Origin of the sequence: Streptomyces flaveolus, from assembly GCF_000716535.1 — a bacterium.
Classification (GTDB): Bacteria; Actinomycetota; Actinomycetes; order Streptomycetales; family Streptomycetaceae; genus Streptomyces; species Streptomyces flaveolus_A.
In genome coordinates, this window is sequence record NZ_JNWV01000011.1 from 181,884 (window position 1) to 208,480 (window position 26,597).

Annotated in this window: 25 protein-coding genes and 1 pseudogene; 17 read left to right on the forward strand and 9 right to left on the reverse strand. The window is 73.4% G+C overall.

The window, feature by feature from the left end; genetic code table 11:
• Window positions 1-11 precede the first annotated feature (11 nt).
• Together OO52_RS14075 and OO52_RS14080 are read right to left on the reverse strand one after the other, a co-directional pair.
• Entirely contained in the window at window positions 12-2,726 is a 2,715-nt protein-coding gene (locus OO52_RS14075; protein WP_030644330.1) for a glycoside hydrolase family 2 protein, read from the reverse strand.
• Between the two features lie 106 nt (window positions 2,727-2,832).
• Window positions 2,833-4,017, reverse strand: coding sequence for an ROK family protein (locus OO52_RS14080; protein WP_030644332.1), 1,185 nt, complete (start codon window positions 4,015-4,017; stop codon window positions 2,833-2,835).
• Between the two features lie 115 nt (window positions 4,018-4,132).
• On the opposite strand from OO52_RS14080, the gene OO52_RS14085 reads away from it, so the two are divergent.
• From OO52_RS14085 to OO52_RS14095, 3 genes are all read left to right on the forward strand, one after another.
• On the forward strand, window positions 4,133-5,590 hold the full coding sequence (locus tag OO52_RS14085) for an APC family permease (protein WP_078629978.1): 1,458 nt from the start codon (window positions 4,133-4,135) through the stop codon (window positions 5,588-5,590).
• 67 nt (window positions 5,591-5,657) lie between these two features.
• On the forward strand, window positions 5,658-6,170 hold the full coding sequence (locus OO52_RS14090) for a GNAT family N-acetyltransferase (protein ID WP_030644336.1): 513 nt from the start codon (window positions 5,658-5,660) through the stop codon (window positions 6,168-6,170).
• 85 nt (window positions 6,171-6,255) lie between these two features.
• Complete coding sequence (locus OO52_RS14095) at window positions 6,256-7,023, forward strand: ArsR/SmtB family transcription factor (RefSeq protein WP_030644338.1); 768 nt, start codon at window positions 6,256-6,258, stop codon at window positions 7,021-7,023.
• A 168-nt stretch (window positions 7,024-7,191) separates the two neighbouring features.
• Here the strand turns inward: OO52_RS14095 and OO52_RS14100 are convergent, their stop codons facing one another.
• On the reverse strand, window positions 7,192-7,626 hold the full coding sequence (locus OO52_RS14100) for an SPW repeat protein (RefSeq protein WP_030644340.1): 435 nt from the start codon (window positions 7,624-7,626) through the stop codon (window positions 7,192-7,194).
• Window positions 7,627-7,790: 164 nt separating this feature from the next.
• Window positions 7,791-8,447, reverse strand: a complete 657-nt coding sequence (locus tag OO52_RS14105) for a sigma-70 family RNA polymerase sigma factor (RefSeq protein WP_048910450.1) — start codon at window positions 8,445-8,447, stop codon at window positions 7,791-7,793.
• Between the two features lie 164 nt (window positions 8,448-8,611).
• On the opposite strand from OO52_RS14105, the gene OO52_RS14110 reads away from it, so the two are divergent.
• Complete coding sequence (locus OO52_RS14110; protein ID WP_078877091.1) at window positions 8,612-9,664, forward strand: MerR family transcriptional regulator; 1,053 nt, start codon at window positions 8,612-8,614, stop codon at window positions 9,662-9,664.
• Here the strand turns inward: OO52_RS14110 and OO52_RS14115 are convergent.
• Both OO52_RS14115 and OO52_RS14120 read right to left on the reverse strand, forming a co-directional pair.
• On the reverse strand, window positions 9,639-11,015 hold the full coding sequence (locus tag OO52_RS14115) for a cryptochrome/photolyase family protein (RefSeq protein WP_030644347.1): 1,377 nt from the start codon (window positions 11,013-11,015) through the stop codon (window positions 9,639-9,641). The two genes, OO52_RS14110 and OO52_RS14115, sit on opposite strands and share 26 nt — an antisense overlap.
• 67 nt (window positions 11,016-11,082) lie before the next feature.
• Window positions 11,083-12,594 carry an SDR family oxidoreductase gene (locus OO52_RS14120; RefSeq protein ID WP_030644348.1) on the reverse strand — a complete coding sequence of 504 codons (1,512 nt, stop codon included), beginning with the start codon at window positions 12,592-12,594 and terminating at the stop codon, window positions 11,083-11,085.
• 289 nt (window positions 12,595-12,883) lie between these two features.
• On the opposite strand from OO52_RS14120, the gene OO52_RS51485 reads away from it, so the two are divergent.
• From OO52_RS51485 to OO52_RS14130, 4 genes are all read left to right on the forward strand, one after another.
• Window positions 12,884-13,060, forward strand: coding sequence for a hypothetical protein (locus tag OO52_RS51485; RefSeq protein WP_167347916.1), 177 nt, complete (start codon window positions 12,884-12,886; stop codon window positions 13,058-13,060).
• A 186-nt stretch (window positions 13,061-13,246) separates the two neighbouring features.
• Window positions 13,247-13,324 carry a putative leader peptide gene (locus OO52_RS54550; protein ID WP_356194973.1) on the forward strand — a complete coding sequence of 26 codons (78 nt, stop codon included), beginning with the start codon at window positions 13,247-13,249 and terminating at the stop codon, window positions 13,322-13,324.
• Window positions 13,325-13,537: 213 nt separating this feature from the next.
• Complete coding sequence (ssuE, locus tag OO52_RS14125; RefSeq protein WP_030644350.1) at window positions 13,538-14,092, forward strand: NADPH-dependent FMN reductase; 555 nt, start codon at window positions 13,538-13,540, stop codon at window positions 14,090-14,092.
• 118 nt (window positions 14,093-14,210) lie between these two features.
• A complete protein-coding gene (locus tag OO52_RS14130) occupies window positions 14,211-15,350 on the forward strand; it encodes an LLM class flavin-dependent oxidoreductase (protein WP_030652722.1) in 1,140 nt (379 codons plus the stop codon).
• A gap of 201 nt (window positions 15,351-15,551) precedes the next feature.
• Here OO52_RS14130 and OO52_RS14135 read toward each other — a convergent pair whose 3' ends face one another.
• On the reverse strand, window positions 15,552-16,703 hold the full coding sequence (locus OO52_RS14135) for an acyl-CoA dehydrogenase family protein (protein WP_030652725.1): 1,152 nt from the start codon (window positions 16,701-16,703) through the stop codon (window positions 15,552-15,554).
• Between the two features lie 240 nt (window positions 16,704-16,943).
• Between OO52_RS14135 and OO52_RS14140 the strand changes: the two genes are divergently transcribed.
• The 9 genes and pseudogenes from OO52_RS14140 (at window position 16,944) to OO52_RS14180 (ending at window position 24,969) form a co-directional block, all read left to right on the forward strand.
• On the forward strand, window positions 16,944-17,294 hold the full coding sequence (locus tag OO52_RS14140) for a YciI family protein (protein ID WP_030652728.1): 351 nt from the start codon (window positions 16,944-16,946) through the stop codon (window positions 17,292-17,294).
• A gap of 16 nt (window positions 17,295-17,310) precedes the next feature.
• Window positions 17,311-18,528 (forward strand): RNA polymerase sigma factor, encoded by a 1,218-nt coding sequence (locus OO52_RS14145; protein WP_037630255.1) that lies wholly within the window; start codon window positions 17,311-17,313, stop codon window positions 18,526-18,528.
• A gap of 114 nt (window positions 18,529-18,642) precedes the next feature.
• Window positions 18,643-19,965, forward strand: coding sequence for an aldehyde dehydrogenase family protein (locus OO52_RS14150; protein WP_030652734.1), 1,323 nt, complete (start codon window positions 18,643-18,645; stop codon window positions 19,963-19,965).
• Window positions 19,966-20,279: 314 nt separating this feature from the next.
• Window positions 20,280-20,758 (forward strand): annotated as a pseudogene (locus OO52_RS14155) (chitinase); the annotation flags it as partial.
• A gap of 43 nt (window positions 20,759-20,801) precedes the next feature.
• Window positions 20,802-21,707 carry an aldo/keto reductase gene (locus tag OO52_RS14160; RefSeq protein WP_030652737.1) on the forward strand — a complete coding sequence of 302 codons (906 nt, stop codon included), beginning with the start codon at window positions 20,802-20,804 and terminating at the stop codon, window positions 21,705-21,707.
• Window positions 21,708-21,963: 256 nt separating this feature from the next.
• Window positions 21,964-22,344 carry a BlaI/MecI/CopY family transcriptional regulator gene (locus OO52_RS14165; protein WP_030652740.1) on the forward strand — a complete coding sequence of 127 codons (381 nt, stop codon included), beginning with the start codon at window positions 21,964-21,966 and terminating at the stop codon, window positions 22,342-22,344.
• The gene (locus OO52_RS14170) at window positions 22,341-23,270 is read left to right on the forward strand and encodes a M48 family metalloprotease (protein ID WP_030652743.1); all 930 of its coding nucleotides are present in this window, start codon (window positions 22,341-22,343) and stop codon (window positions 23,268-23,270) included. The genes OO52_RS14165 and OO52_RS14170 overlap by 4 nt, the downstream gene beginning before the upstream one ends.
• Before the next feature lie 182 nt (window positions 23,271-23,452).
• Window positions 23,453-23,842, forward strand: a complete 390-nt coding sequence (locus tag OO52_RS14175) for a VOC family protein (RefSeq protein ID WP_030652746.1) — start codon at window positions 23,453-23,455, stop codon at window positions 23,840-23,842.
• 47 nt (window positions 23,843-23,889) lie between these two features.
• Window positions 23,890-24,969: an adenosine deaminase gene (locus tag OO52_RS14180; protein ID WP_030652749.1), complete on the forward strand. Its 1,080-nt coding sequence runs from the start codon at window positions 23,890-23,892 to the stop codon at window positions 24,967-24,969.
• Here the strand turns inward: OO52_RS14180 and OO52_RS14185 are convergent.
• Both OO52_RS14185 and OO52_RS14190 read right to left on the reverse strand, forming a co-directional pair.
• Window positions 24,966-25,466, reverse strand: a complete 501-nt coding sequence (locus OO52_RS14185) for a mycothiol transferase (protein ID WP_030652752.1) — start codon at window positions 25,464-25,466, stop codon at window positions 24,966-24,968. The two genes, OO52_RS14180 and OO52_RS14185, sit on opposite strands and share 4 nt — an antisense overlap.
• Before the next feature lie 181 nt (window positions 25,467-25,647).
• Complete coding sequence (locus OO52_RS14190; protein ID WP_030652755.1) at window positions 25,648-26,529, reverse strand: LysR substrate-binding domain-containing protein; 882 nt, start codon at window positions 26,527-26,529, stop codon at window positions 25,648-25,650.
• Window positions 26,530-26,597: the final 68 nt, after the last annotated feature.

Genomic DNA, 26,597 nt, shown 5'->3' on the forward strand with positions numbered 1-26,597 from the left:
CCCCTGCGCGGTCAGGCCGCCGGCACCGTCCGCTCCGGCGTGTTCCAGCCGGAGACCCGCACGCTCGGTGCCGAGCCGCGCAGGTCGGCCGTCCGGTAGGTGGCCGTCAGCGTCACCGACTCGCCCGGCCACAGGCTCACCTCGTTGTCCGACCAGCGCACCGGCAGCACCGGCTTCCCCCGCTCGTCCACGAGGTGCACGTCCGTCAGCAGCGCCGGGGTCTTCCCGCTCCCGCCGTGGCGCAGGGTCACCGTCGTGGTCGACGTGCCGTCCGACGCACGCGTGGTCGCCGTCGCCGTCACGGGCACCCGCGCCATCGAGGCGAGCCCCTTCATGTCGGCGTAGCTCGTCGTCGGCGTGTGGTACCAGGTGGTGCCGTTCCAGTCGAGGGTGTCGGGCCGGGTGGAGAGCCAGTACACGTTCCGGCTCACCTCCGTGCCGTCCGCGTCCGTCAGCACCAGCCGGAGCAGATACGTCCGCGACAGTCCGCTCACCGAGGACGGCAGGGTCAGCGGTGTGCCGTGCGCCCCGTCCCCGTCCACCGCCACGCCGGTGACGGTCCTGTCGTACTTCTGCGAACCGTCGGTGTCGTACAGCGTGGCCCGCGCGGTGAGGCCCTTGGCGGCAGCGGGACGGTTGTTCACCACCACGACCGAGCGGTCGTCGTAGGAGTACTGGATGTGCAGCGGCTCGTTCGCCTTCTTCGCCCCGAAGTAGGAGCCGTTCTGGTCGAGGTAGCGGTCGGTCAGCTGCCAGTGCAGGGACGTCCAGCCGCTGTTGAACATCCAGTGGATCACCCCGGTGGCGGGCCGGTCCCGATCGGTCGCGTTGCGCCCGTACGCCTCGAACTGGGCGCGGACGTTCTCGTACTGGGCCAGCTGGGCCTTGCGGACGTAGTCGGTGAGGCCGGTCGGGGCGCCGTAGCGGCCGGCGAGGGCGTCGTCGTAGATCTTCAGCGTGCCGAAGACGGGGGACGGCGAGCGGTGGTACTGCCTGGCCCCAGGGTCCTTCCACAGGGTGTCGAGCTCGGCGGGCGTCATCATCCGGCGCAGGGTGTCGAGGGTGGGGATGCTCGGGCCCGCGCTGGTCTCGGAGTTGAAGCCGGTCGCCCCGCCCTCCCGCTTGGCGTACCAGTAGCCGGGCGGCACCCAGTCGTAGGGGCCGGTCATCTTCATGCCCGAGCTGCCCAGCCGTGGGGAGGAGCGGTCGGAGGCGGAGGAGACGACGGGGGTGGGCCAGTCGGCGGACTCCAGGGCGTCCAGGTAACCCTTCTCGATCGTCGCGTCGGGGGCGAAGTCGCTGCCGATCAGGAAGGAGATGACGCTCGGGTGGTCACGCAGCCGGGCGGCCTCGGCGGCCATGGACGCCCTGGCGACCGGGTAGTCGGCGTCGGTCCACCGGTTGCCCTTCTCGTCGCCGTTGAACGCGCCCTCCCATTTGTCGCAGCACTCCCAGCCCGGCAGGGTGAGCACGCCGTAGCGGTCGGCCAGGTCGAAGAACTCGTCCGGTTCCAGGTGGCCTTCCAGGCGGAGGGTGTTGAGGCCCAGGTCGAGGGCGTACTTCAAGCGGTCCTCGACGTAGGCGGGGTCCCAGCGCAGGAACTCGTCCGGGGACCAGCCGCCGCCCTTGATCAGCAGCTTGCGGCCGTTGATCCGGTACTGCCGGGCGCCGTCGGAGTTCAGCGGGGCCCGCACGTCCCGGATGCCGAAGGTCTCGTGCGCGGTGTCCGACGTCGTGCCGGCCACGGTGGCGGTCAGGTCGAGGTCGTACAGCGGCTGCCCGCCCATGCCGGCCGGCCACCACACCTTCGGGTCGGTGAGGTGCAGGCCGGGAGTGTCGGCGGGGGAGAAGGTGACGGTCTTCGTCTCGTGTGCGGCGAGCGAGACCGTCGTGCGGAACTCCGTCCCGTCGACGCTGCCGCCGACCTCAGCGGTGACCGGCGCGTCCGTGGCGTTGCTGGCCCGCGCCTCGACGGTCAGGTCGGCCGTGGCGAGCGACGGCACCGCCAGCTTCGTGACCACGTGCGCGTCGCGCAGCGCGACCGGGCCGCCCCTGCGGACCAGGACGTCCCGGACGAGGCCCATGTTCTGGTCGGGCGGCGGCTGGATCCAGTCGATCCAGCCCATGGTCAGGTCGTCGAGCGGGTCGTTGGGCCGGACGCGGAAGGCCACCGTGTTGGTGCCGGACCTGACCAGCGAGGTGATGTCCAGCTCGTGACGGGTGTAGGCGCCGGTCACGTCGGCGGCCTTCGCCACCTGCCGGCCGTTCACGTAGACGTCCGCCGCCGAGACGACCCCGCTGAAGTCGAGGGAGGTGCGCTGCCGCGTGTCCCGGACGGTGAAGTCGGCGCGGTACCACCAGGGCACCTCGAAGTCGGCCCGTGGGATCTTCTGCTGGTCCGTGGAGTGGAACGGATCGGGGTAGACGCCGTTCGCCAGCAGGGCGGCCAGCACCGTGGAGCGCGGGCCCGCCGGGTACCAGCCCCGCGCCGGATAGCCGGGGGAGGACACGTCCGCCGCCGAGTCGCCCACCTTCGCCGTGGACTGGACGGCGTAGCCGGACAGCGGGGTGCTGCTGCCGGGGGCGGAAGGGACGTGGGTGATCCGGGCGGACCGGTGGGGCTCCGCCGTGTCCCGGGGGCCGGCCCAGGCGCCGGTGGCCAGGGAGCCGACCAGGGCGAGGAGCGCGGCGGTCATGGGGAGCCGGCGGGCGGGGCGAGGGAACACGGCGGTCTCCAGCCTCGTAAAGTTAGGAAACTTTACTAACTTGGGCCACGCTAGGGGGCGCCACGGGCCGTGTCAACGACCCCCGCCGTGGTGGCCGTTGAACGGGTCAGGTTCCGGCCGTCCGGCGTTCGAACACCAGGTCGCGGGCCGTGTCCAGCGCCGTGGCCACCGCGCCCAGCAGGACGGCGTCCTCGCCGAGCCGGCTCGGCGCGATCCGCGGCCGCAACGGGGTCAGTGCGCGCAACCGCTCCCGCACCGGCCGCAGCAGCAGGTCGACGCTGTGCCCGACACCGCCGCCGAGCACCACGAGATCCGGGTCCAGCACGGCGGCGGCCGCCGCCACGGTGTGCGCTATCCGCTCGCCCTCCAGCTCCACCGCCCGCACCGCGGCCGGATGCCCCTGCCGGGCCGCGTCGAAGACGGCCTTCGCCGTGAGCTGCCCGCGCATCCCGAACTGCCGGGCGGACTCCACCACCGCCACCCCCGACACCGCGTCCTCCAGCCGCTCCGGCTTCTGCCGGCCGTGCCACGGCAGGAATCCGATCTCCCCGGCCAGCCCGCGCGCGCCCGTGAACAGCCGTCCCTCGCTGACCACACCCATCCCCAGACCGGTGCCGATCAGGATGTACGCGAAGAGCCGGCTGCCCGCGCCGACGCCGTAGGTGTACTCGCCGAGCGCCGCCAGATTGGCGTCGTTGTGCACCTCCAACGGCACACCCAGCTCCGTGCGTATGCCGTCCACCAGCCCGGCCCGTCCCCAGCCCGGCAGGTGCATCGCGTAGCGCACCCGCCGCTGCTTCTCGTCGTACACCCCCGGCGTGCCCACCACCCCGTGCACCACCTCCGCCGGGTCCACGCCCGAGTTGGCGATCACCTGGCGGGCGGTGGTCACGACCAGGTCGGTGAGGGCGGCCGAGGCGCGGGCCCGGTTGCGTATGTCGGCCCGGGCCACGACCGTGCCGTCCAGGTCGACCACCGCCACGCGCAGCCAGCCCCGGCCGATGTCCACGCCGAGCGCGTACCCGGCGGCCGGATCGGGGGCGTAGAGCACGGCGGTGCGCCCGCGCTCCGGGGCCTGCGTGCCGACCTCGTGCACCAGGCCGGCCGCCGCCAGCGAGGCCAGCGCGCTGGAGACCGTCGGCTTCGACAGGCCCGTCTCCCGGGCCAGTTGGGCGCGCGAGGCGGCGCCGAGCGCGCGCAGCCGGTCCAGCAGCAGCCGCTCGTTGGTACTGCGCAGACGCCGGCGGCTCCAGGGCTGTTCCGGCTGCTCTACGACGTCGCTGGCGGGCATCGCACCATTCTCGTGCATTCCTGTCGCACACTTGACGCCTCTAGTAAGGCTCCTTAACTTTATCCGCCAGTCACCCTCCGCCGGGCGTCGCACGCCCGTCGCGTCAGGAGTCCCCATGTCCGGTAGCCCGCCACCCCCGGGTGGATTCGTCCGCCGTGTCGGCCTGTTCCAGGCCACGGCGATCAACATGAGCCAGATGTGCGGCATCGGGCCGTTCGTGACGATCCCGCTGATGGTCGCCGCGTTCGGCGGCCCCCAGGCGGTCATCGGGTTCGTCGCCGGCGCGGTCCTGGCGCTGTGCGACGGCCTGGTCTGGGCCGAGCTCGGCGCCTCCCTGCCCGGCTCGGGAGGCAGTTACGTCTATCTGCGCCAGGCCTTCCAGTACCGCACCGGCCGTCTGATGCCGTTCCTGTTCGTGTGGACGGCGATGCTCTTCATCCCGCTGATCATGTCCACGGGCGTGGTCGGCTTCGTCCAGTACCTGGGCTATCTCGCCCCCGGCCTCGGGCAGACCGCCGGCGACCTGATCGGCCTCGGCGTCATCGCCCTGGTGGTGATCCTGCTCTGGCGCGGCATCGAGCACATCGCCCGGATCACCGCCGTGATGTGGACCGTGATGATCGCCTCCGTGCTGCTGGTGATCGTCGCCGCCGCCACTCACTTCAGCCCGCACATGGCCTTCACCTACCCGGCGGGGGCGTTCAATGTGACGAGCAACCACTTCTGGCTCGGCTTCGCGGCGGGGCTGACCATCGGCATCTACGACTACCTCGGCTACAACACGACCGCTTACATGGGCGCCGAGATCAAGGAGCCGGGACGTACGCTGCCGCGCTCCATCCTCCTGTCGATCCTCGGCATCATGGCGATCTACCTGCTGCTGCAGATCGGCACCCTCGGTGTCGTCGACTGGCACCGGATGACCGACCCGGACGACATCGCCTCCTCGTCGGTGGCCTCCGCCGTGCTGGAGGAGACCTGGGGCAAGGGCGCCGCCGACACGGTGACCGTGCTGATCCTGATCACCGCGTTCGCCTCCGTCTTCGCCGGCCTGCTCGGCGGGTCCCGGGTGCCCTACGACGCGGCTCGCGACCGGGTCTTCTTCCGCCCGTACGGGAAGCTGCACCCGCGCCACCGCTTCCCGATGCTCGGCCTCGCCACCATGGGCGTGATCACCGCCGTCGGCTTCCTGATCGGCCGCCACACCGACCTCGCGACTCTCATCCAACTGCTCACCACGGTCATGGTCATCGTGCAGGCACTGGCCCAGATCGTCGCGCTGACGGTCCTGCGCCGCCGGCGGCCGGACCTGCCCCGTCCCTACCGGATGTGGCTGTACCCCCTGCCCAGCGTCGTCGCCTTCGTCGGCTGGTGCGTGATCTACGGCTACGCCGACAAGAACTCCCCGGGCCGTCATCCCATCGAGTGGTCCCTGGCCTGGCTGGCCCTCGGCGGCGTGGCCTTCCTGATCTGGGCCCGGCTGGAGAAGGTGTGGCCGTTCGGGCCGAAGGAGATCCGCGAGGAGACCGGCGCGGAGCCCGCGGGGGCGGTCACCGCAACTCCCTTGGCATGAGCTAGGATCACCGGCATCAAAGCGCACCTCCCCGGCGGACCGCGGTCCGCCGGGGAGGCTTTGTTTCATGACCGACATCATGACCGCGGACGTCGCCGTCCGCCCCGCGACCCCCGAGGACCAGCCCGCCGTGGAGCGGCTGTGGCTGATGTTCCGCCACGACCTGTCCGAGTTCACGGGCCTCCTGCCCGCCGCCGACGGCACCTTCTGCAGTGAACGCGTGGCATGCGCCTTCACCGAGCCGGGCTGGGCGCCGTACCTGCTGACCTGCGAGGAGCGCCCCGCCGGGTTCGCCTTCGTCCGTGGACTGGACGGTCCGGTCCGCGTGCTGAACAGCTTCTTCGTGGCGCGCGGCGCCCGGCGCCGGGGCATCGGGCTGCGGGCCGTGCGCGAGGTCCTGACGCGGCACCCCGGGCCGTGGGAGATCGCCTTCCAGCAGGACAACCCGGCCGCGGTGAGCTTCTGGCCGCGGGTCGCCGAGGATCTGGCCGGCGACGCGTGGACCCGCGAGCCACGGCCGGTGCCGGGCCGGCCGGAGCTGCCTTGGGACGTGTGGATCTCCTTCACGGTGACCGGCTGACCGTGCCGGACGGGAGACGGGCTTCCTTGACACGCAGGTAATTACCTGCATAACGTGAAGTGTGCGATCGGAGGACGACACCAGGATGGACAAGGTCTTCAAGGCGCTGGCCGACGACACACGCCGGCGCCTGCTCGACCGGCTCCACGAGAACAACGGCCAGACCCTGGGCGAGCTGTGCGAGCGCATCGCCATGACGCGCCAGTCGGTGACCCAGCACCTGGCCGTCCTGGAGGCCGCCAACCTGATCAGCACGGTGCGGCGGGGGCGGGAGAAGCTGCACTACCTCAACCCGGTGCCGCTCCACGAGATCCAGGAGCGGTGGATCGACAAGTTCGAGCGCCCGCGCCTCGCCGCGCTCGGCGCCGTGAAGCGACGAGCCGAGGAAGCCATGACCGACAAGCCCCGTTTCGTGTACGTCACCTACATTGCGAGCACGCCCGAGAAGGTCTGGGAGGCGCTCACCGACGCCGACCTCACGGCGGCCTACTGGGGGCACCGCAACGTCTCCGACTGGCGGCCCGGTTCCCGCTGGGAGCACGTGCGCGCCGACGGCTCCGGCATCGCCGACGTGGTCGGCCGGGTCGTGGAGAGCGAGCCGCCGAGCCGTCTGGTGACCACCTGGGCCGCGCCCGACCGGGAGGGGCAGGAGGACCGGCACTCCCGGGTCACCTTCGAGATCCGGCCGTACGAGGACATCGTCCGGCTGACCGTCACCCACGAGGACCTCGACGACGAGGGCGAGCGCGCGGACGTCGCGTCCGGCTGGCCGGCCGTGCTGTCCAACCTGAAGTCGCTGCTGGAGACCGGCCGGACCCTGCCGCAGGAGCCGTGGCTGGTGCCGTCCCGCTGACGGGTGGCTGGTGCCGTCCGCTACCGGTCGTGGCTGGTGCCGTCCGGCTCGGGCTGTGGCCGGTTTCGTCCCGCTGTGCGGGCGTGGGCACGCGGAGGCCGGTCCGCCCGGGGCGGACCGGCCCGCGTTCCTTCCTTCCTTTCCTCGGTCTTCTCTTTCAGGGCTCTTCTACGGCCTGGGGGCGCTCTTCGCCGCCGTACCGGCGCAAATCAGTCCGAGGACGAGGGCCAGGGCTCCGATGACGACGTTGTTGACGATGACGCCCACGTCGGGGCTGCTGCCCACGATCCACGGAGCGATGATCATCCAGATGCCCAGGGCGCACATGGCCCAGCTCAGGCCGTACATGCGCTCGGGTGCCCGGGTGAATCCCAGCGCCAGCAAGCCGATCGCGATGCCCATGATCAGGTTGTGGGTCGTCAGGGCGGGCTGGTTGGCGGTGTAGTGCAGGATCCACGGGGAGGCGGCGCAGTACAGGCCGAGCAGGAACACCGGACCGTCCACGAGCGCCACATCACGACCGCCGAGCATGCGGGCGTAGCGGTCCCGCATTTCGGAGACATCGGGGTGGCTGGATATGTCACCCCTGTGCAAGTTGGCCATGAGTCGTCTCCTTTTGACTTTGCTGGCCAGACCGCGTCTGGTGCGGCATGCGGTTAGCGCCGCATACTCCAGTTTGCCCTTATTTCTTCCTTATGTGTAGAGCTGGGAGCGGCGACGGGCTGTGACGCCTCGCAGCGTTTGTGCGCGCTTCCTCGTGTCCCCGGTCAGGACCCCGCCGCACGGTCCGGGTCCGGCCCGGTGCGCCGCTGGAGGCCGCAGCGCAACCGGTGCAGGCCCCGGCGGGCGTGGCTCTTGACCGTGCCCAGCGGCCACCCGGTGCGCTCCGCGATCTGGAGCTGGGTGAGGTCCTCGTAGTAGGCCAGGCGCAGCACACGCTGCTGGGGCGCGGGGAGCCGGGCCAGTTCGCGGCCGACCAGGACGCGGTCCAGGACCGCCTCGGGCCGGTCGGCGGCGGACTCGTCAGGCAGGGCGGTCGCCGCGGCCGCGACCAGCTCCCCGCGGCGCGTCCGCGCGGAGAGGGCGTCGGCGATCCTGCGACGGGTGATGCCGACGATCCACCCGGCCACCGACCCGCGACCGGGCCGGTAGCCGGCGCGGCCGCGCCAGACGGCGAGGAACACCTGCTGCGTGACGTCCTCGGCCTCCCCCGCGTCGCCCAGCGCGCGCCACGCGAGGGCGTGCACCATCGGGGCCCAGCGGCGGTGGATCGCGGCGAGACAGACGTCGTCGCCGGCGACCAGCCCCCGCACCAGGTCCGCGTCGCTGGGCGGCTCCTCGGCGGTCCGCCCCGGCGGCGCATCGGCGGTCGGTCCGGACGGGACCGTGGCGCCCGCCGCGACGGCGGTCGAACGCGAGCTCATGGCAACAGCTCCTTCGCGTCGGAGGGACGGGCCGGGCGGGGGCGGACCGGTGGCAAACACCCTCGGAGGGGCCGGTCGGGCGGTGCGGGGCCCATGCGCTCATCGTGTGAGCCGGTGTCCGGGGCGGACAACACGCATCGCTTCTGCGTCGTATGGTCGGCCGTATGGACGTGACCGGAGAACCGGGGACACCGCGGAGCGGGCGGACCGGTCCCAACGGCGCCGCGCTGCCCGGGCTGCCCGCGCTGACCACCGGAGCCCTGGCCCGCCGGCTCGGCGTGTCCCCGACCACCCTGCGGTCCTGGGACCGCCGTTACGGCATCGGCCCCGCCGCGCGCACCGGCGGCCGCCACCGGCGCTGGACGGCCGAGGACGTGGCGGCGCTGGAGACGATGTGCCGGCTGACCGCTTCCGGCGTGCCCCCGGCCGAGGCCGCCCGCGCCGTGAAGGAGCGGGCCGCCCCGGCGGCCACCGGGCGTCCGGCCGGATCGGCACCCGCATCGGTCGGCCCCGCCGGCGCCCGCCCCCCGGCCCACGGTGACGTCCGGCAGGAGGGCCGCGGGCTGGCCCGGGCCGCCGTCCGGCTCGACGCCGCGGCCGTCGAGGAGCGGTTGGAGGCCGCCGTCGCCGAGTACGGCGTCGTGACCGCGTGGCAGGAGGTGATGGTGCCGACCCTGCACGCCGTGGGCCGCAGATGGGTCTCGGCGGGGGACCGGTACGTCGAGGTGGAACACCTGTTGGCCTGGCATGTCTCCACCACTCTTCGGCGGCACACCCCGCGGCCCGCGGTGCCGGCGGGAGCGGGCCCCGTGCTGCTGGCCTGCGTCCCCGGCGAACAGCACACCCTCCCGCTGGAGGCGCTCAACGCCGCACTGGGCGGACTCGGCATCCCGGCGCGGATGTTCGGCGCCGCGGTCCCGGCGGAGGCACTGGTGGCGGCGGTGCGGCGGCTCGGCCCGGCCGTCGTGGTGCTGTGGGCGCAGGCCCGCTCCACCGCGAGCCTGCCGCTGGCGGAGCATCTCGCCGGCATGGAGTGGGGCACCAGGGGCGCCCGCACGACACCGCTGGTGATGCTCGGCGGCCCCGGCTGGGCCGGGCGGCCCGCTCGCGGCATGCTCCGCCCGGCCACCCTGTCCGACGCCCTCGACACCCTGGCGGCCCGCTACGCGGCCGGGCCGCCGGCCGGCCCGCTCAGTCGCGGCTCCGCGCCCGCCTGAACCGGGCCAGCCCCTCGGCGAGGTCGACGATCGGTTCGGGGTACGCGGCGACGCGCTCCCGGTCCGGGCCCGCCGTCCTCCACGGCTCGTGCACCGCCGCGCCCGCCACCTCCGCCAGCTCCGGCACCCACCGCCGGACGTACGCGCCGTCGGGGTCGTGCCGCTTGGCCTGGGTCACCGGGTTGAGGACCCGGTTGGGGCGGGTGTCCGTGCCGGTGCCCGCGACCCACTGCCAGTTCAGCTGGTTGTTGGCCAGGTCCCCGTCGACCAGCCACTCCAGGAAGTACCGGGCGCCGACGCGCCAGTCGACGTACAGCGTCTTCGTCAGGAAGCTCGCCGTCAGCAGGCGGGCCCGGTTGTGCATCCACCCCTCGTGGCGCAGCTGGCGCATCGCCGCGTCGACCACCGGATAGCCGGTACGCCCCTCCCGCCAGGCCTCGATGTCGTCCCGCGCCGTCCGCTCGGACCGCCAGCGGTCGTGCCGGGTGCGGTAGTCGGCGCGGGCCGCGCCCGGACGGGCCGCCAGCACCTGGCGGTGGAAGTCCCGCCAGGCGACCTGCCGTACGAACGCCTCAGCCCCCTCACCGCCCGCACGGCGCGCCCGGTGGACCAGCTCGACGGGGGACAGCGTGCCGAAGTGCAGGTGCGGGGAGAGCCGGGACGTCGCGTCCCCGGCCAGGTCGTCGTTCCGGTCCGCGTAGGCGGCGACGCCGGAGCGCAGCCACGCGGCGAGCCGTCTCCGGCCGGCCGTCTCGCCCCCCTCCGCCAGCCCCGGCGAGACGCCCGGCAGCGAGGCCCGGGACGGCAGCTCCTCCGAGCCGATGCCGGGCGGCACCCGGACCGAGCGGGGCGCGCCGAGGACGTCCCGGGGCCGCTGCCCCGACCACTGCCGGAAGTACGGCGTGAAGACCGCGAAGTGGTCCGCGGACGCGGGTGTCACCCGGCCGGGCGGCACCACCGTGGTCACACTCTCGTGGACGTGCAGCCGCCGCCCCTCGGCCTCCAGGGCGCGCCGCAGCCGCCGCTCCCGCTGCTGGGCGTAGCCGCTCACGTCGGCCGCCATGTGCACCTCGTCGGCGTCCGCCTCCGCGGCCACCGCGCACACCTCCTCGACGACGTCACCGGAGCGCACCACCAGCCGTCCGCCGCGTTCCCGCAGCCCGGCGTCCAGATCCCGCAGACAGTCGGCGAGGAACGCCAGCCGATTGGGCGCGGCGAAGCCCGCGTCGGCCACGCCCCGGTCGCGGACGAACAGCGGGACGACCTGACGGGGGCCGTCCAGCGCGGCCCGCAGCGGTGGATGGTCGTGCAGGCGCAGGTCGGCGGTGAACAGGACGACCGAGACGTACATGGCGGCTCCGAACGGGAAAGGGGGACAACCGGGTGGTTCCGGCCCGGCGGGTCCGGTGGATGCGGTGTCAGCGGGCGCCGTCGGTGCCCTGCCGGGCCGCCGCCCGCGCGATGTTGCGGGCCATGCCGCCGAAGACCAGGGCGTGGAACGGCGAGACGCCCCACCAGTAGGCGTGGCCCAGCAGCCCGCGCGGGTGGAACATGGCCCGCTGCCGGTACCGGCTGCGACCGTCGCCGGCCGGTTCCGCGCACATCTCGAGCCAGGCCAGCCCGGGCAGCCGCATCTCCGCCCGCAGGCGCAACAGGCGGCCCCGCTCGATCTCCTCCACCCGCCAGAAGTCCAGCCCGTCGCCCGCGCGCAAGCGTTCCGCGTCCCGTCGGCCCCGGCGCAGTCCCACGCCGCCGACCAGCCGGTCCAGCCACCCGCGCAGGCTCCAGGCCAGCGGGAAGGAGTACCAGCCGTGCTCTCCGCCCACGCCCTCGATCACCCGCCACAGCTCGTGCGCCGGGGCGTCCACCACCGTCTCGCGACGGTCCGTGTACAGGCTGCCGCCGGCCCAGTCGGGGTCGGTGGGCAGCGGATCACTGGGCGCGCCGGGTACCGCGGCGGACGACCAGCGGGTGGTCACCCGTGCCTCGCGCACCCGGCGCAGGGCCAGCCGTACGGCCTGCTCGAAGCCGAGCGGATGCCCCGGTGGGTCGGGCAGGTACCGGGTGATGTCGTGCTCGCGGCAGACCACCTCGTGCCGCAGCGACTCGGTCAGCGGCCGCGCGATGGACGCCGGGACGGGCGTGACGAGTCCCACCCAGAGGCTGGACAGGCGGGGGGTGAGGACCGGCACGGGCACGATGAGCCGCCGGTGCAGCCCCGCCACCCGCGCGTACCGGGCCATCATGTCCCGGTAGGTGAGGATGTCCGGCCCGCCGATGTCGAAGGCCCGGTTCACGTCGTCCGGCAGGCCCGCGCTGCCGACCAGCAGCCGCAGCACGTCCCGTACGGCGACGGGCTGGATGCGGGTGCGCACCCAGCTGGGCGTGACCATCACCGGGAGCCGTTCGGTCAGGTAGCGCAGCATCTCGAAGGAGGCCGAGCCCGAGCCGATGATCACGGCGGCACGCAGGACGGCGGTCGGCACCCCGGACGCCAGCAGCATGCGGCCCACTTCCGTCCGGGACCTCAGGTGCGGGGAGAGCCGGTCCTCGGGCACTCCGGCGGGCGCGAGACCGCCGAGATACACGATGCGCCGCACACCGGCCGCCTTCGCCCGTTCCCCGAAGACGCGGGCCGCGCGGCGGTCGGTGTCCTCGAAGTCCTTGCCGCTGCCGAGCGCGTGCACCAGGTAGTAGGCCACGTGGACGTCCCGCATCGCCGCGGCGACCGAGTCCGCGTCCGTGACATCCCCTCGCACCACTTCCGCCTCACCGGCCCACGGGTGGTCGCGCAGCTTGCCGGGGGAGCGGGCCAGACAGCGCACCCGGTGACCGGCGGCCAGCAGTTCGGGCACCAGCCGGCCGCCGATGTAGCCCGTGGCTCCGGTCACCAGGCAGTGGAGCCGGTCCGTCGAGTCGTCGTGGTTCATCCCGTGCAGGTCCTCCGCGTCGGCGGTCCCCCGGGAATCACTTCCCGCCGTGCGCGGCGCGCGGATGCGTGTCCTCCGGTCGGCCGATCGGCTGGGCGTGGTCTCCCTACGGCCGGTCGACCGGTGCGAGTCGATCCCACGTCCCGCGCGGTGGCCGGTGCCCGGTGCCCGGCGAACGTGAACGGTGAACGGTGAACGGTTGGTGACATGTCCTCACCGATCGGGGGCAGCCGGACCGGTACAAGCCGTACATTCCGTTCGGTCAGCGACGCAGGAGGTGTCCGCCGCCATGAGTGCCAAGGTGCTGGAGCGATTTCCCGCAGGGTCTCCACGTGGATCGTGGCCCGCGGAGGAGTACGCCGCCGCCAGGCGAGCCGAGGGGGAGCCGGCGACCGTGGTGATGGACCTGAATTCCGACGCGTTCCTCGTGGTGGTCGAGGGACAGGAGGAGGACGGCCGCGCCTGACCGCCCGGTCCCCGGCGTCCGAGCCGCCCGGCCCCGTGTCGCGTGACGGGAGCCGGGCGGTCCGGGTCCGGAGGGTTTCCCTCACCCGCCCGTCCCCATCTCGGGAATGCGCTGGTCCGTGATGCGAGACCGGCCTGGTTTTCCTTGACGGCTGTCGTCGGCGGCTGCCACGATCACGGCATGATGATGCGACTGGACCTCACGCGGCGACGCCATGTCGACCTCGCGCGCGTCTCCAGCGCCTCCTGTCGCCTCGCGGTCTGATCAGCCGTTTCCCCGCCGGTTCCCGGTTCTCCCCGCACGCCCGGCCTCCTCGCCCCCGACGTTCTTCTCCCGCTGCGACCGGCGTGCCCGAAAACGCGCCGTCCAGCCAATCGGCGAAGGCGGTTCCCGGAGTTCCGTGCGGCATTCTCCGCTGACCTCACCGGGCCGTCGTCTCCGTACGCAGGCCCGGCGCATTCCCGAAACGAGGCACTCATGGCCACCGTCCTGTCCGTCTCCGGCAGCCCCTCCGCCTCCTCGCGCACCGGCCGTCTGCTGCGCCACCTGGACCAGCGGCTCATCGCCCAGGGCCACGAGGTGATCCCGCTGGACGTCCGTACCGTCCCGGCCCAGGCCCTGCTCGGCGCGGACTTCCGGCACCCCGCCGTCGTCGAGGCCACCGAACTGTTCGCCCGCGCCGACGGCGTCGTGGTCGGCACCCCCGTCTACAAGGCGTCGTACTCCGGCGTCCTCAAGGCCCTTCTGGACCTGCTCCCGCAGTACGCGCTCACCGGCAAGACCGTGCTGCCCCTCGCCACCGGCGGCTCGACCGCCCATGTCCTCGCCATCGACTACGCCCTGCGCCCGGTGCTGAACTCCATGGGTGCCGCGCACATAGTCCAGGGCTGGTTCACCCTCGACAAGGACATCACCGTGGGGGAGGACGGCTCGGTCACCCTCGCGCCCACCACCGCCGAGGCCCTCGGGCACGTGGTGGACCAGTTCGCCGCGGCCCTGGACCGCACCCCGCTGCTGGCGGCGGCGGGCTGACGGCCCCGGCCGCCGAGTCCCCGCACCCGCCCCCCGCCCCCACCCCCGGCGAGGCGCCTCGCGCCGCACCGCTCGATCCGGCCGCCCCGGCACGGCCCGCTCTGATCGGAGACCCCACGTGTCCCTCACCTTCCACTGGTTCCTGCCCACCAACGGCGACAGCCGCCATGTCGTCGGCGGCGGACACGGCACCCCGGCGACCGCCTCCGGCCGGGACCGGCCGCCGACCGTCGCGTACCTGAGCCAGATCGCCCGGGCCGCCGAAGACCTGGGCTTCGCCGGCGCGCTCACCCCGACCGGCGCCTGGTGCGAGGACGCGTGGCTGACCACCGCCATGGTCAGCCGGCACACCGAGCGGCTGAAGTTCCTGGTCGCCTTCCGGCCCGGCTTCGTCTCTCCCACGCTCGCCGCCCAGATGGCCTCCACCTTCCAGCGGCACACCGGCGGACGGCTGCTGCTCAACGTCGTCACCGGCGGCGAGAGCCAGGAACAGCGGGCCTACGGCGACTTCCTCGACAAGGACGCCCGGTACCGCCGCACTGGCGAATTCCTGCACATCGTGCGGCAGTTGTGGGACGGCAAGAGCGTCGACCTGCACGGCGAGCACCTCCGGGTCGAGGAGGCGAGGCTCAGCCGGCTGCCCGATCCGGTCCCCGAGGTGTACTTCGGCGGCTCCTCGCCCGCCGCCGGGGAGGTCGCGGCCCGGTACGCCGACGTGTACCTCACCTGGGGCGAACCGCCCGCGCAGGTCGCCGAGAAGATCGCCTGGATCCGGAAGCTCGCCGCGGAGCACGGCCGCACCCCGCGCTTCGGGATCCGGCTGCACGTCATCACCCGGGACACCTCGGCGCAGGCATGGGCGGAGGCGGACCGGCTGCTCGAGGGCTTCGACCCCGAGACCGTACGGGCCGTCCAGACCGGCCTCGCACGCAGCGAGTCGGAAGGGCAGCGGCGGATGCTCGCGCTGCACGGCGGCAGCCGGGAGAGCCTGGAGATCCATCCCAACCTGTGGGCCGGCATCGGGCTGGTGCGCGGCGGTGCGGGCACGGCGCTGGTCGGCAGCCATGAGGAGGTCGCCGAGCGCATCGAGGAGTACCACGCCCTGGGCATCGACGAGTTCGTCCTCTCCGGGTATCCGCACCTGGAGGAGGCCTACTGGTTCGGCGAGGGCGTCCTGCCCCGCCTCACCGCACAGGGGCTGTGGGCACACCCCGACAGCAGGGCGGCCGCGTCGACGGGGGTGCCGGTCGCGGGCTGAGCCAGTGGCCGGGGCCGAGCAGGTGGAGCAGGTGGAGCAGGTGGAGCAGGTGGAGCAGGTCAGCGGCGATCTCGACGGCGGTCCGTCGTACGCACAGGGGAGTGGCTGAAGGCCGGCGGCCAAGGCCGCGGCAGGCATGCGCGGGCGTGGGCCGGGGGGAGAAGGAACCGGACGCAGGCCGTCGGCCGACAGCGGCTGCTTCTATCGGTGCCGTTCCCCGGTGGCGGCCGGCGCCCCGCTCAGCGCCCGCAGATGCGCCGCGCGCGATTTCGCCGTCTGGCCCTGCACCAGCAGGAACAGCCCCTCCCGGGCCAGGCGTTGGGCGCGGCTCGTCAGAGCCATCGCACGGCCGCCGCCGGCCACCACCGCGGCGGTGGTGGCCGCGCGCAGCACGTCGTACGCCTCCGCGCGCACGGCCAGCCGCTCCTCGGCCCAGTCGTCCGCGCCTTCCCCGGCCCGCTCTCCCCGCACCGTCAGCCCGTGCCCAGCCCCCGCGGCGCCCGCCGTCCCCTGTTCCTCTGCCCACGTCTGAGGAACCGGAGCGTCGGCCAAGGCGTAGGCCCGTTCGCGGAGGTCGGCCAGGCGGGAGCGGAGTGGGGTGGCCGTGGCCTCGTCCAGGAGGGACAGCGCCGCCTCCGCCACGCCGAAGACCGCCGGGCTGGTGGTCAGGGTCTTGACCCGGTCGCCGGCGGCCCACCGGTCGTACGGCGTGTGCAGGGCCACCGCCTCCGCGGGCAGCCACAGGCCGTCCAGTTCCAGCGAGACCGTGCGCGCGGCGGTGAGGGCCGCCAGCCGCATCGGAGGCGAGGCCCGCAGCCCGGGCTGTTCGCGTGCCTCGGCGAAGGCGAACAGCACCTCGTCGGAGTCGGTCACCCCGGCCAGCAGCATCACGTCGTTCAGGCCCCATCCGGTGTACCAGGGGACGGTCCCGTCGAACCGCCAGCCGGCGCCCTCCCTGCGGACCCGCACCGGGCGGCGCGGATACGACCGCAGGTGTGCGTACGCCACCCCGGACAGCAGTTCCCCACGCGACAGCGGGCCCAACAGCCTTTCCCGCACCGGGAGTTCGCTGCGCGCCAGCGTCTGCACGGGTGTGTGGTGCTGGGTCTGCACGAACCAGGTCGCACAGCACGCGCCGGACAGGATCTCCGCGGTCGCCCGCTGCACGGCCGGCGACGCCCCCGCGCCGCCGTGTTCCGCCGGCGCGGCCACCCCGAGCAGCCCCGACCGCTTCACCGCCTCGAGGTGGCTCGCGGGCACCCACTCCTGGTCGACCCGCTCGGCCTCGGGGACCAGCAGGTCCGTGGCGAGCCGACGGGCGCGGACGACGAGCTGATGCGAGGTGAGGTCCATGCGGGAGATTCTTCCGTTCTTCCCTCCGCCTGGTCATTCCGGCTTTCCGGCATCCCGGTCTTTCCGGCAGGCCGACACGACAGCACTCCGCGCTCCGGTCTTCCGGCGGGCTGGCGCGGCAGCGCTCCGCGCTCCGGATTTTTTTCGCCACTCATGGCGCGCGGTGTCGATCCCGGGCCCGGCCGTTCGTGTAGGAGGTGAGACAGAGCCCGCCCCGGGCCCGACGCCTTGGAGGACGTCATGAAGCACTACCTGCTCAGCGTGGTCCAGCCGGCCGGCGCGACCCCGCCCGGTCCCGAAGCCCTCGCCGGGATCATGCGCAACGTCGAGGCCTTCAACGACGAGTTGCGCGCCGCCGGCGCCTGGGTCTTCGCCGGCGGTCTGCACGGCCCGGAGACCGCGACCATGCTCCGCCCCCAGGACGGTGACGTGCTCGTCACCGACGGCCCGTACGCCGAGGGCAAGGAGTACCTGGGCGGCCTGTGCCTCATCCGGGCCGCCGACCTGGACGAGGCCCTGGAGTGGGGCCGCAAGGCCGCCCTCGCGACCACCCTGCCCATCGAGGTACGGCCCTTCGTGGACCAGCACTGACGACGGAGCGGCACCGATGGCCGAGGCCCGCGACATCGAGGCCGTCTTCCGCGCCGAGTACGGGCGCGCGGTCGCCGTCCTCGTCCGCTTCCTCGGCGACATCGACCTCGCCGAGGAAGCGGTCCAGGACGCCTTCGCCACGGCCGTCACCCGGTGGCCGGAGACCGGTGTGCCGCCGAGCCCGGCCGGCTGGATCATCACGACCGCCCGCAACCGGGCCGTCGACCGGCTGCGCCGGGAGTCCTCCCGGGACGCCCGGCACGCCGAGGCCGCCCGGCTGCACGCCCCCGACGCACCGCCCGAGGAGGGCCCCGTGCGCGACGACCGGCTGCGACTGATCTTCACCTGCTGCCACCCCGCGCTCGCCCCGCAGTCCCGGGTCGCGCTCACCCTGCGCCTGCTCGGCGGCCTGAGCACCGCGCAGATCGCCCGTGCCTTCCTGGTGCCCGAGACCACCCTGGCCCAGCGACTGGTGCGGGCCAAGGCCAAGATCCGGGACGCGGGCATCCCGTACCGCGTGCCCCGGGACGCCGACCTGCCCGACCGGCTCTCCGCCGTCCTCGCCGTCGTCTACCTGATCTTCAACGAGGGCTACACCGGCGACCCGTCCCTGTGCGTCGAGGCGCTGCGCCTCGGCAGACTGCTCGCCGAGCTGATGCCGGACGAACCCGAGGTCACCGGTCTGCTCGCGCTGATGTTGCTGGTGGAGGCCCGGCGGCCGGCCCGGGAGGACGCGGACGGCGTGCTCGTCCCGCTGCCCGAGCAGGACCGCGCCCGGTGGGACCGCGCGCTGATCGCCGAGGGTCAGGAACTGGTCCGCCGCTGCCTGCGCCGCAACCAGCCGGGGCCGTACCAGATCCAGGCCGCCGTCAACGCGGTGCACAGCGACGCGTCCAGTGCGGCAGACACGGACTGGCACCAGATCCTCGCTCTCTACGACCAGTTGATGGCCGTGGCGCCGTCTCCGGTCGTCGCCCTGAACCGCGCCGTGGCGGTCGCCGAGACCGAGGGCCCCGCGGCGGCCCTGGAGCTGGTCGACGCCCTCGGCCTCGGCCGGTACCACGTGCTGCACGCCGTCCGTGCCGACCTGCTGCGCCGACTGGACCGGACCGCCGAGGCGGCGGCGGAGTACGGCCACGCCGCGGAGCTGGCGCCGAGCGAGGCCGAACGGACGTACCTGGAACGCCGACGACGGGAGACGGAACGGCGGGGGCCGGGCCGTAAGGGGACGTGACCCTCTTCACCCCTGCGCGGCTTCGGAATGAAATATGAAAGGTTGGTATCTACACCTGACCGACCGGAAACCCGGGCCCGGCCCGAACCGGCCTGTGCACCCAGTGAGGCACCCGTGAACGACTCCCTGCCCGAGCAGCCCGCCGACGTCGTGGCCCGGCTGCGCGCCACCTTCGCAGCCGGCCGGACCAAGCCCGTCGAGTGGCGCACCGGCCAGCTTCGCCGGCTGCGCGCGATGCTCACGGAACGCGGCGCCGACCTCGCCGCCGCCCTCCACGCCGACCTGGGCAAGAGCGGCACGGAGGCCCACCGCACCGAGATCGACTTCACGGTCCGGGAGATCGACCACACCCTGGAGCACCTGGCGGACTGGCTGCGCCCCGAGCCCGCGCCCGTCCCGGCGCACCTCGGTGCCGACGCCACGGCCTGGACGCAGTACGACCCCCTGGGCGTCGTCCTCGTCATCGCGCCCTGGAACTACCCGGCACAGCTCCTGCTCGCCCCCATGGTCGGCGCGCTGGCCTCGGGCAACGCGGTCGTCGCCAAGCCGAGCGAGCTGGCGCCGGCCACCTCGGCCGTCCTGGCCGAGTTGCTGCCGGCCTATCTGGACACCGACGCGGTCGCCGTCGTCGAGGGCGGCATACCGGAGACCACGGCCCTGCTGGCCGAGCGCTTCGACCACATCTTCTACACCGGCAACGGCACCGTCGGCCGTATCGTCATGCGGGCCGCCGCCGAGCACCTCACCCCGGTCACCCTCGAACTGGGCGGCAAGTCACCGGTGTTCGTGGACCGCGGCACCGACCTGGACACGGTCGCGGACCGGCTCGCCCGGGGCAAGTTCCTCAACGCGGGCCAGACCTGTGTCGCCCCGGACTACGTCCTGACCGACCCGGAGACCGCGACCGCCCTGGAGGCCGCGCTGGTCCGCGCGATCGAGGGACTGTTCGGCGCGGACCCACGCCACTGCGAGGAGTTCGGCCGGATCGTCGACGAACGCCACTTCGACCGGCTTTCCGCCCTGCTCGACTCGGGCCGCGTCGCCGTCGGCGGCGTGGGCGACCGGACGGCGAAGTACCTCGCGCCCACCGTCCTCGCGGACGTCGACCCGAATGCGCCCGTCATGCGGGAGGAGATCTTCGGCCCCATCCTGCCGATCGTCACCGTGCCGGGCCTGGACGAGGCGATCGACTTCATCAACGACCGCGACAAGCCGCTCGCCCTGTACGTCTTCAGCGAGTCCGCGGACACCCGTGACCGCATCGCCGCCGAGACCTCCTCGGGCGGCCTCGGCCACGGCCTGCCCCTCGCCCATCTCACCGTCTCCGACCTGCCGTTCGGCGGGGTGGGGGAGAGCGGCATGGGCAGCTACCACGGCCGCTACTCCATCGAGACGTTCAGCCACCGCAAGGCCGTGCTGTCGAAGCCGCTGCGCTGACGTCCTCCACAGTGCGGGCCCCGGCCGCGTGCGCGCGGCCGGGCCCGGCCTCCGTGTGCGCAACTCCGCTCCACCTCGCCGGTGTTCGCCGACGCAACCGGTCGACGATTGACTGGTCTACACCCTTGACTGGTACAGACCAAGGCGGTTGAGTGGGCCCAACCCCCCACCACGGCCGCTCCCACCTCTGTGGGTGCGGCCGTGCCGCACAAAGGAGTTGGTCCATGCCGAGGCGTCGCATCGCCGCGCTCCTGACCTCGCTCGCCCTGGGCACCTCCGTCCTGGTGCTCCAGGCGGCCCCCACGGCCTCCGCCGCCGGCTTCGTGGTCAGCGAGGCCCAGTTCAACCAGATGTTCCCGAACCGGAATTCCTTCTACACGTACAGCGGTCTGACCGCCGCCCTCGGCGCCTACCCCGCCTTCGCGAACACCGGCAGCGACACCGTGAAGAAGCAGGAGGCCGCCGCCTTCCTCGCCAACGTCAGCCACGAGAACTTCAACTACAAGGCCGCCGGCGACGCGCTCTGCTCAACAACCCGTCCCTGGTGCAGAACAACGCGTCCGTGGCCTGGAAGACCGGCCTGTGGTACTGGAACACCCAGTCCGGGCCCGGCAGCATGACCCCGCACAACGCCATGGTGAACGGCGCCGGGTTCGGGCAGACCATACGCAGCATCAACGGCTTCCTGGAGTGCGACGGCAAGAACCCCTCCCAGGTGCAGAGCCGGGTCTCCGTCTACCAGCGCTTCGCCCAGGTCCTCGGGGTCTCACCGGGCGCCGGCCTGTACTGCTGACGGGCCGTGACGGCGGCCGGGTGCCGTGTGCGAGACTCCGCCGATGACTGCAGACACGATCACCGCGGACGCCTCCGGCACCTGGGAACTCGGCGACCTGCCCGTCCACCGCGTCGGCTTCGGCGCGATGCGGCTGACGGGCAGCGCCGCCTTCCACCACGGCACCCCGAGCGACCGGGAACGGTCCCTCGCCGTCCTGCGCGAGGCCGTCGGGCTGGGTGTGAACCACATCGACACGGCGGCCTTCTACTTCTCCTCGCTGCGGTCCGCCAACGAACTCATCAACAGCGCGCTGTCCCCGTACCCCGACGACCTGGTCATCGCCACCAAGGTCGGCCCCTACCGCGACTACCACGGCGAGTGGGGCACCTCCGCCCGGCCCGACCAACTGCGCGGGCACGTCGAGGAGAACCTGCGCCAGCTCGGGCGGGACCACCTCGACCTGGTCTATCTCCGCCGGATGCGCCAGGACTCCATCGCCGAACACTTCGGCGCCCTCGCCGAACTGCGCGAGGCCGGTCTGATCCGGCACCTCGGGATCTCCGGCGTCGAACCCCGGCACCTCGCCGAGGCGCTGGAGATCGCGCCGGTGGTGTCCGTGCAGAACCGGTACGCGGTGGACCGGCCCGACCCCGTGGACGACGAGGTGCTGCGGCTGTGCGGCGAGCACGGCATCGCCTTCGTCCCCTTCTACGCCGTGGCCGGCAGGACCGGAGAGCGCGGTGCGACGACCGCTCACGACGACGCCGTGCTCTCCGTCGCCCGGGCCCATGGCGTCAGCCCCGCGCAGGTCCGCATCGCCTGGACCCTGCACCAGGGCCCGCACGTCCTCGCCATCCCCGGCACCGGCAACCCCGCCCACCTGGTCGAGAACATCGCGGCCGGCGCGCTGCGGCTGACCGAGGAGGAGCTGGCACGGCTCGGCGAGGGCCGCGCGCAGGCGGGCTGACCGGGGTGGGCGGCGCGCGGTACCCGCGCGGGGGCGGGCGGGGTGACCGGCACCGAGGGCCGGCAGGTCTACCCGTGAGGACGGCCAGGTCCTGGGCGCGTCCGGGAGCGAGCCGTACCCCGCTGCGTGATCACGACGGCGTGCGGCCGGGGCCGGCGCCGGCTGACTACGATGGCGTAGACGCCCTGCCGGACCGCACACGAAGCCGACCGCGCACGAAGCCGACCGCACACGAGGACGGGTGAAGAACCTCCCCATGACCGACGCCAAGGACGAACGCCGGCCGGCCGGCGAGCTCGAAGCGAGCGTCCTGGCCGCGCTCTGGGCCGCCGGCGCACCCCAGACTCCCGGCCAGGTCCAGCTCAGCCTCGGTGCGGACCTCGCCCGTACGACGGTGACGACGATCCTCACCCGACTGCACGACAAGGGCGTCGTCCACCGGCGGCGCCAGGGCCGCGGGTACGCCTACTTCCCGGCCCAGGACGTCCAGGACGCCCACGGCCTCACCGCTCGTCGGATGCACAGCGAACTGGACCGGGACAGCGACCGCGAGACGGTCCTCGCCCGGTTCGTCGCCCAGCTCAGCCCGGACGACGAACGCATCCTGCGAGACCTGCTCGAAGCCGACGGCCGATGACCGCCCCGCTCCTGCTGCTCCTGCCGCTGCTGCTGCCGTTCGCCCTGCCGCCCCTGGCCCGCCGGGCCCTGGAGCGGCTGACCCCGGTCGCGGCGCTGTGGTCCGTCACCGGCTGCGCGGTGCTCCTCGCCGGCTGCTCGACGCTGGCACTCGGCACGTCCGTCCTGACCGGGCTGCTGAAGCTGCCGCTCTTCGCCGCGCTCGGCGAACTGGTCCACCCGTTGCGTACCGCCTCCGACGCCTTCGTCGTCCCGGCCGCCATCGCCTCGGCCGGCGTGCTGGCCGGGTGCGGCGTGAGCCTCGTCCGCGCGGTCCTGGGCCAGGCCCGTGCCTTCCGGGCGGCCCGTGCGGAGGCCGCGTGCGGGGCCGTCGCCGGTGACCTGTGCGTGATCGACTCGCCCCGACCCGACGCCTACGCCCTGCCGGGCCGCCCGCGCCGGGTCGTCGTCACCACGGCGATGCTGCGCAGCCTGGACGGTCCCGAGCGGGAGGCACTGCTCGCCCACGAGCGTGCCCACACCGCGGGGCGCCACCACTACGCCCTCGCCGCCGCCGAACTCGCGGCGCACTGCCACCCCGCGCTGCGCCCGGTCCGGGCGACGATCCGGCTGGCCGCCGAGCGCGCCGCCGACGAGGCCGCCGCGGTCTCGGTCGGCGACCGGCGTCTGACCGCCCGCGCCATCGCCCGCGCGGCCCTCGCCGGGCAGGCCGCCCGGCCCGCGCGGCCGGGCTTCGCGCCCGGCGCGGCGACGGGCCCCGTTCCCCAACGTGTCCAGGCCCTGCTGGCCACCCCCCGCGCCCGTACCGCCCGCGCGATCTCCACACTCCTCATCGCCTGCACCGCCCTCTCCTGCGTGGCCTCGGCCACGGCGACGGCCGACGTCCACCACCGCGTGGAAATCGCGCAGGGCGACGAAGGCCCCTGAACCGAGACGTCGCCGACCCGCTCGGCGGCCACGACCTGCACACCGACCCGCCCTGACGCCCCCACGAGGCCCCAGACGGCGGAGCCGCCGCCCCCACCCCGCAACGCGCGTAGACCGAGACTGGCGTCCGAGTAGTTTTACGTATAACCTCACCGGCTAACCACCCCCACCGGAAGGTCGCCATGCGTCGCGTCGCCCTGGTCACCCTCGTCGTGCACAACTACGACGAGGCCATCCGCTTCTACACCGAAGCCCTCGGCTTCCGTCTCGTCGAGGACGCCCCGCGTCCGGACGGCTCGCGCTGGGTCGTCGTGGAGCCCGGGGGCGACGGACCCGGGCTGGTGCTGGCCCGCGCGAAGGGGGAGGAGCAGCGGGCCCGCGTCGGCGACCAGACCGGCGGGCGCGTCGGCTTCTTCCTGCACACCGACGACTTCGCGCGCGACCACGCCCGGATGACCGCCGCCGGCGTGACCTTCCTGGAGGAGCCGCGCCACGAGCCGTACGGCACGGTCGCCGTCTTCCAGGACCTGTACGGCAACCGCTGGGACCTGCTCCAGCCCGCCGGCCACTGAACCACCACCGCACCACCTGCCCGAGGACCCGAGGAAACGAAACGCCCATGACCGCGTCCCGCATCGACACCGAGACCCTCCGCCGGCTCCCCAAGGCCGTCCTGCACGACCACCTCGACGGTGGCCTGCGCCCCGCCACCGTCGTCGAGCTCGCGGCCGCGGTCGGCCACACCTTGCCCACCACCGACCCCGACGAGCTGGCCGCCTGGTACGTCGAGGCCGCCAACTCCGGTGACCTGGTCCGTTACATAGCCACCTTCGAGCACACCCTCGCCGTCATGCAGACCCGCGAGGGCTTGCTGCGCACGGCCGAGGAGTACGTCCTCGACCTCGCCGCCGACGGTGTCGTCTACGCCGAGGTCCGCTACGCCCCCGAGCTGAACACGAGCGGCGGGCTCACGATGCGCGAGGTCGTGGAGACCGTGCAGGAAGGTTTCGCCGCCGGTATGGCCAAGGCGGCCGCCGCCGGCACCCCCGTCCGCGTCGGCACCCTGCTGTGCGGCATGCGCATGTTCGACCGCGTCCGCGAGGCCGCGGACCTGGCCGTCGCCTACCGCGACGCGGGCGTCGTCGGCTTCGACATCGCCGGCGCCGAGGACGGCTTCCCGCCCGCCGACCACCTCGACGCCTTCGAGCACCTGCGCCGCGAGAGCGTGCCGTTCACCATCCACGCCGGCGAGGCGCACGGGCTGCCCAGCATCCACCAGGCCCTCCAGGTCTGCGGCGCCCAGCGCATCGGCCACGGCGTCCGCATCACCGAGGACATCCCCGACCTCGCGGCCGGCAAGCTCGGCCGTCTCGCCTCCTGGGTGCGCGACCGCCGCATCGCCCTGGAGATGTGCCCCACCTCCAACCTCCAGACGGGCTGCGCGACCTCGATCGCCGAGCACCCGATCACGGCCCTGAAGGACCTCGGCTTCCGGGTCACCCTGAACACCGACAACCGTCTGGTGTCCGGGACGACGATGACCCGCGAGATGGCCCTGCTGGTGGAGCAGGCGGGCTGGACCGTCGAGGACCTGCGCACGGTCACGGTGAACGCCCTGAAGAGCGCGTTCCTCCCGTACGACGAGCGCAAGGCCCTCATCGAGGACGTGGTCCTGCCGGCCTACGAAGCCGCGCTCTAGAGGAGTCCCCTGAGGTAGGCGGCCTGTCCGACGTGCTGAAGGTCGTCGGACAGGACGCTCACCAGGCGCACCCCCAGCGACACCGGCGGGTCCCAGCGCTCGTCCACGATGCGTTCCAGGTCCTTGGCGGCCAGCGCGCGCAGGCAGCCGAGGGTCTGTTGGTGGACGGCGTCGTAGTACCCGGTCAGCAGGTCCGCCGACTCCACCCGCACCTTCGCGACCTTGCCGGGGGTGTGCGCGTACCCCGTGTCGTGCCGGGGCAGGTCGAAGCCGCAACGCTTCTCCCAGCCCTGCGCGAGCCACACCTGGTCCAGGTCGAAGGCGTCGGCGATGTGGTCGTCCTGCACCCGTGTGAGGTGCCAGACCAGCCAGGCGATGGAGTTGGCGCCGGGGGCCGGGCGGTGGTGCAGCTCGTCCGGGCCGAGGCCGTCGAGGGCGGCATGGACTTCTTCCTGGATGCGGCCGTAGCCGTCGATGAGGATGTCCTTCGCATGCATACCGTCCACCATCGCAAATCGCCGGCGCTCACGCGCCCGGAACCCGGCTTCCCCTGGGCCCCGCCGGCACCCGCCCCCGCGGCCCTGTCGGCGCCACCGGCCGCGGGCCGGCGGCCGGCGCGCCGTCGGCCGACGTGAGTGGCTCCCGACCAGCGTCACCGCACCTGGTCGGAGGGACCGGTCAGGACCCCGTTTCGAGCAGGGTGACCAGCGCTCGCGCGGCCGGGCTCGTGGCCCGTTCCGGCGGCAGCAGGGCGACCGTCTCGTACTCCGGCTCGTCCGCGCCCTTCAGCGGGAGCGCCGTGAGCGACGGCCGCTTGAGCCGGAAGTGCCGGGGTACGACGGCGATCCCCAGGTTCTCGTCCACCAGGTCCAGCAGGCTGTGCACGTCGTTGACCTCCAGCGCGACCGTGCGCCGGACGCCGGCCGCGGCGAACGCGGCGTCGGTGGTGCGGCGCGGGCCCCAGTCGGGGTGGAAGTCGACGAAGACCTCCCCGGCGAGGTCCGCCGGGCCGAGCACGGCCGGGGCGGAGGCCAGGCGGTGGCTCGGATGGCACAGCACGGTCATGGACTCGCTGGTCAGCGACACCGAGCGGAGCTGGTCGGTGTCGGCCTGGGTGCGGTAGGCGAAGGCCAGGTCGAGCCGGCCGGCCGCGACCTCCTCGGCCAGCGCGCCGGAGCCGGCCTGCCGCAGCTGGATCTCCACGTCCGGGTGCCGGCGCCGGAAGGCCGCCAGCAGCCGGGCCACGTTCACCCCGGCGATGCACTGCTCGGTGCCGAGGGCCAGCGTGCCCCGCAGCACGCCCTGCACCGCGGCCACCGCCTCGTGCGCGGAGCGCACCTGCGCCAGGATCCGTTCGGCCTCCGCCAGCAGCGCGCGCCCGGCCTCGGTGAGCGTCACCCGGCGGGTCGTCCGCACGAACAGCGGCGCCCGCAGCTCCCGCTCCAGCGCCCGGATGGACGCCGACAGGCCGGACTGGGACACCATCAGGCGTTCGGCGGCCCGGGTGAAGTGCTGGTCCTCGGCGACCGCGACGAAGTGCTGGAGATGGCGCAGTTCCATGATTGAGAAGCTTATCCGCTGAATTCCATCGGATTCTTCTGTTGGACCGCTGCCCGCCGCCCGGGGAA

Excerpts from the sequence above, each read along its gene's own strand:
- OO52_RS14165 (WP_030652740.1), top strand. The coding sequence starts at position 21,964 with ATGACCGACGCCAAGGACGAACGCCGGCCGGCCGGCGAGCTCGAAGCG.
- OO52_RS51485 (WP_167347916.1), top strand. The coding sequence starts at position 12,884 with ATGAGTGCCAAGGTGCTGGAGCGATTTCCCGCAGGGTCTCCACGTGGA.
- OO52_RS14095 (WP_030644338.1), top strand. The coding sequence starts at position 6,256 with ATGGACAAGGTCTTCAAGGCGCTGGCCGACGACACACGCCGGCGCCTG.
- OO52_RS14120 (WP_030644348.1), bottom strand. The coding sequence starts at position 12,594 with ATGAACCACGACGACTCGACGGACCGGCTCCACTGCCTGGTGACCGGA.
- OO52_RS14160 (WP_030652737.1), top strand. The coding sequence starts at position 20,802 with ATGACTGCAGACACGATCACCGCGGACGCCTCCGGCACCTGGGAACTC.
- OO52_RS14170 (WP_030652743.1), top strand. The coding sequence starts at position 22,341 with ATGACCGCCCCGCTCCTGCTGCTCCTGCCGCTGCTGCTGCCGTTCGCC.
- OO52_RS14105 (WP_048910450.1), bottom strand. The coding sequence starts at position 8,447 with ATGAGCTCGCGTTCGACCGCCGTCGCGGCGGGCGCCACGGTCCCGTCC.
- OO52_RS14135 (WP_030652725.1), bottom strand. The coding sequence starts at position 16,703 with ATGGACCTCACCTCGCATCAGCTCGTCGTCCGCGCCCGTCGGCTCGCC.
- OO52_RS14115 (WP_030644347.1), bottom strand. The coding sequence starts at position 11,015 with ATGTACGTCTCGGTCGTCCTGTTCACCGCCGACCTGCGCCTGCACGAC.
- OO52_RS14080 (WP_030644332.1), bottom strand. The coding sequence starts at position 4,017 with ATGCCCGCCAGCGACGTCGTAGAGCAGCCGGAACAGCCCTGGAGCCGC.
- OO52_RS14185 (WP_030652752.1), bottom strand. The coding sequence starts at position 25,466 with ATGCATGCGAAGGACATCCTCATCGACGGCTACGGCCGCATCCAGGAA.
- OO52_RS14145 (WP_037630255.1), top strand. The coding sequence starts at position 17,311 with ATGGCCGAGGCCCGCGACATCGAGGCCGTCTTCCGCGCCGAGTACGGG.
- OO52_RS14090 (WP_030644336.1), top strand. The coding sequence starts at position 5,658 with ATGACCGACATCATGACCGCGGACGTCGCCGTCCGCCCCGCGACCCCC.
- OO52_RS14100 (WP_030644340.1), bottom strand. The coding sequence starts at position 7,626 with ATGGCCAACTTGCACAGGGGTGACATATCCAGCCACCCCGATGTCTCC.
- OO52_RS14110 (WP_078877091.1), top strand. The coding sequence starts at position 8,612 with ATGGACGTGACCGGAGAACCGGGGACACCGCGGAGCGGGCGGACCGGT.
- OO52_RS14180 (WP_030652749.1), top strand. The coding sequence starts at position 23,890 with ATGACCGCGTCCCGCATCGACACCGAGACCCTCCGCCGGCTCCCCAAG.
- OO52_RS54550 (WP_356194973.1), top strand. The coding sequence starts at position 13,247 with ATGCGACTGGACCTCACGCGGCGACGCCATGTCGACCTCGCGCGCGTC.
- OO52_RS14140 (WP_030652728.1), top strand. The coding sequence starts at position 16,944 with ATGAAGCACTACCTGCTCAGCGTGGTCCAGCCGGCCGGCGCGACCCCG.
- ssuE (WP_030644350.1), top strand. The coding sequence starts at position 13,538 with ATGGCCACCGTCCTGTCCGTCTCCGGCAGCCCCTCCGCCTCCTCGCGC.
- OO52_RS14190 (WP_030652755.1), bottom strand. The coding sequence starts at position 26,529 with ATGGAACTGCGCCATCTCCAGCACTTCGTCGCGGTCGCCGAGGACCAG.
- OO52_RS14175 (WP_030652746.1), top strand. The coding sequence starts at position 23,453 with ATGCGTCGCGTCGCCCTGGTCACCCTCGTCGTGCACAACTACGACGAG.
- OO52_RS14085 (WP_078629978.1), top strand. The coding sequence starts at position 4,133 with ATGTCCGGTAGCCCGCCACCCCCGGGTGGATTCGTCCGCCGTGTCGGC.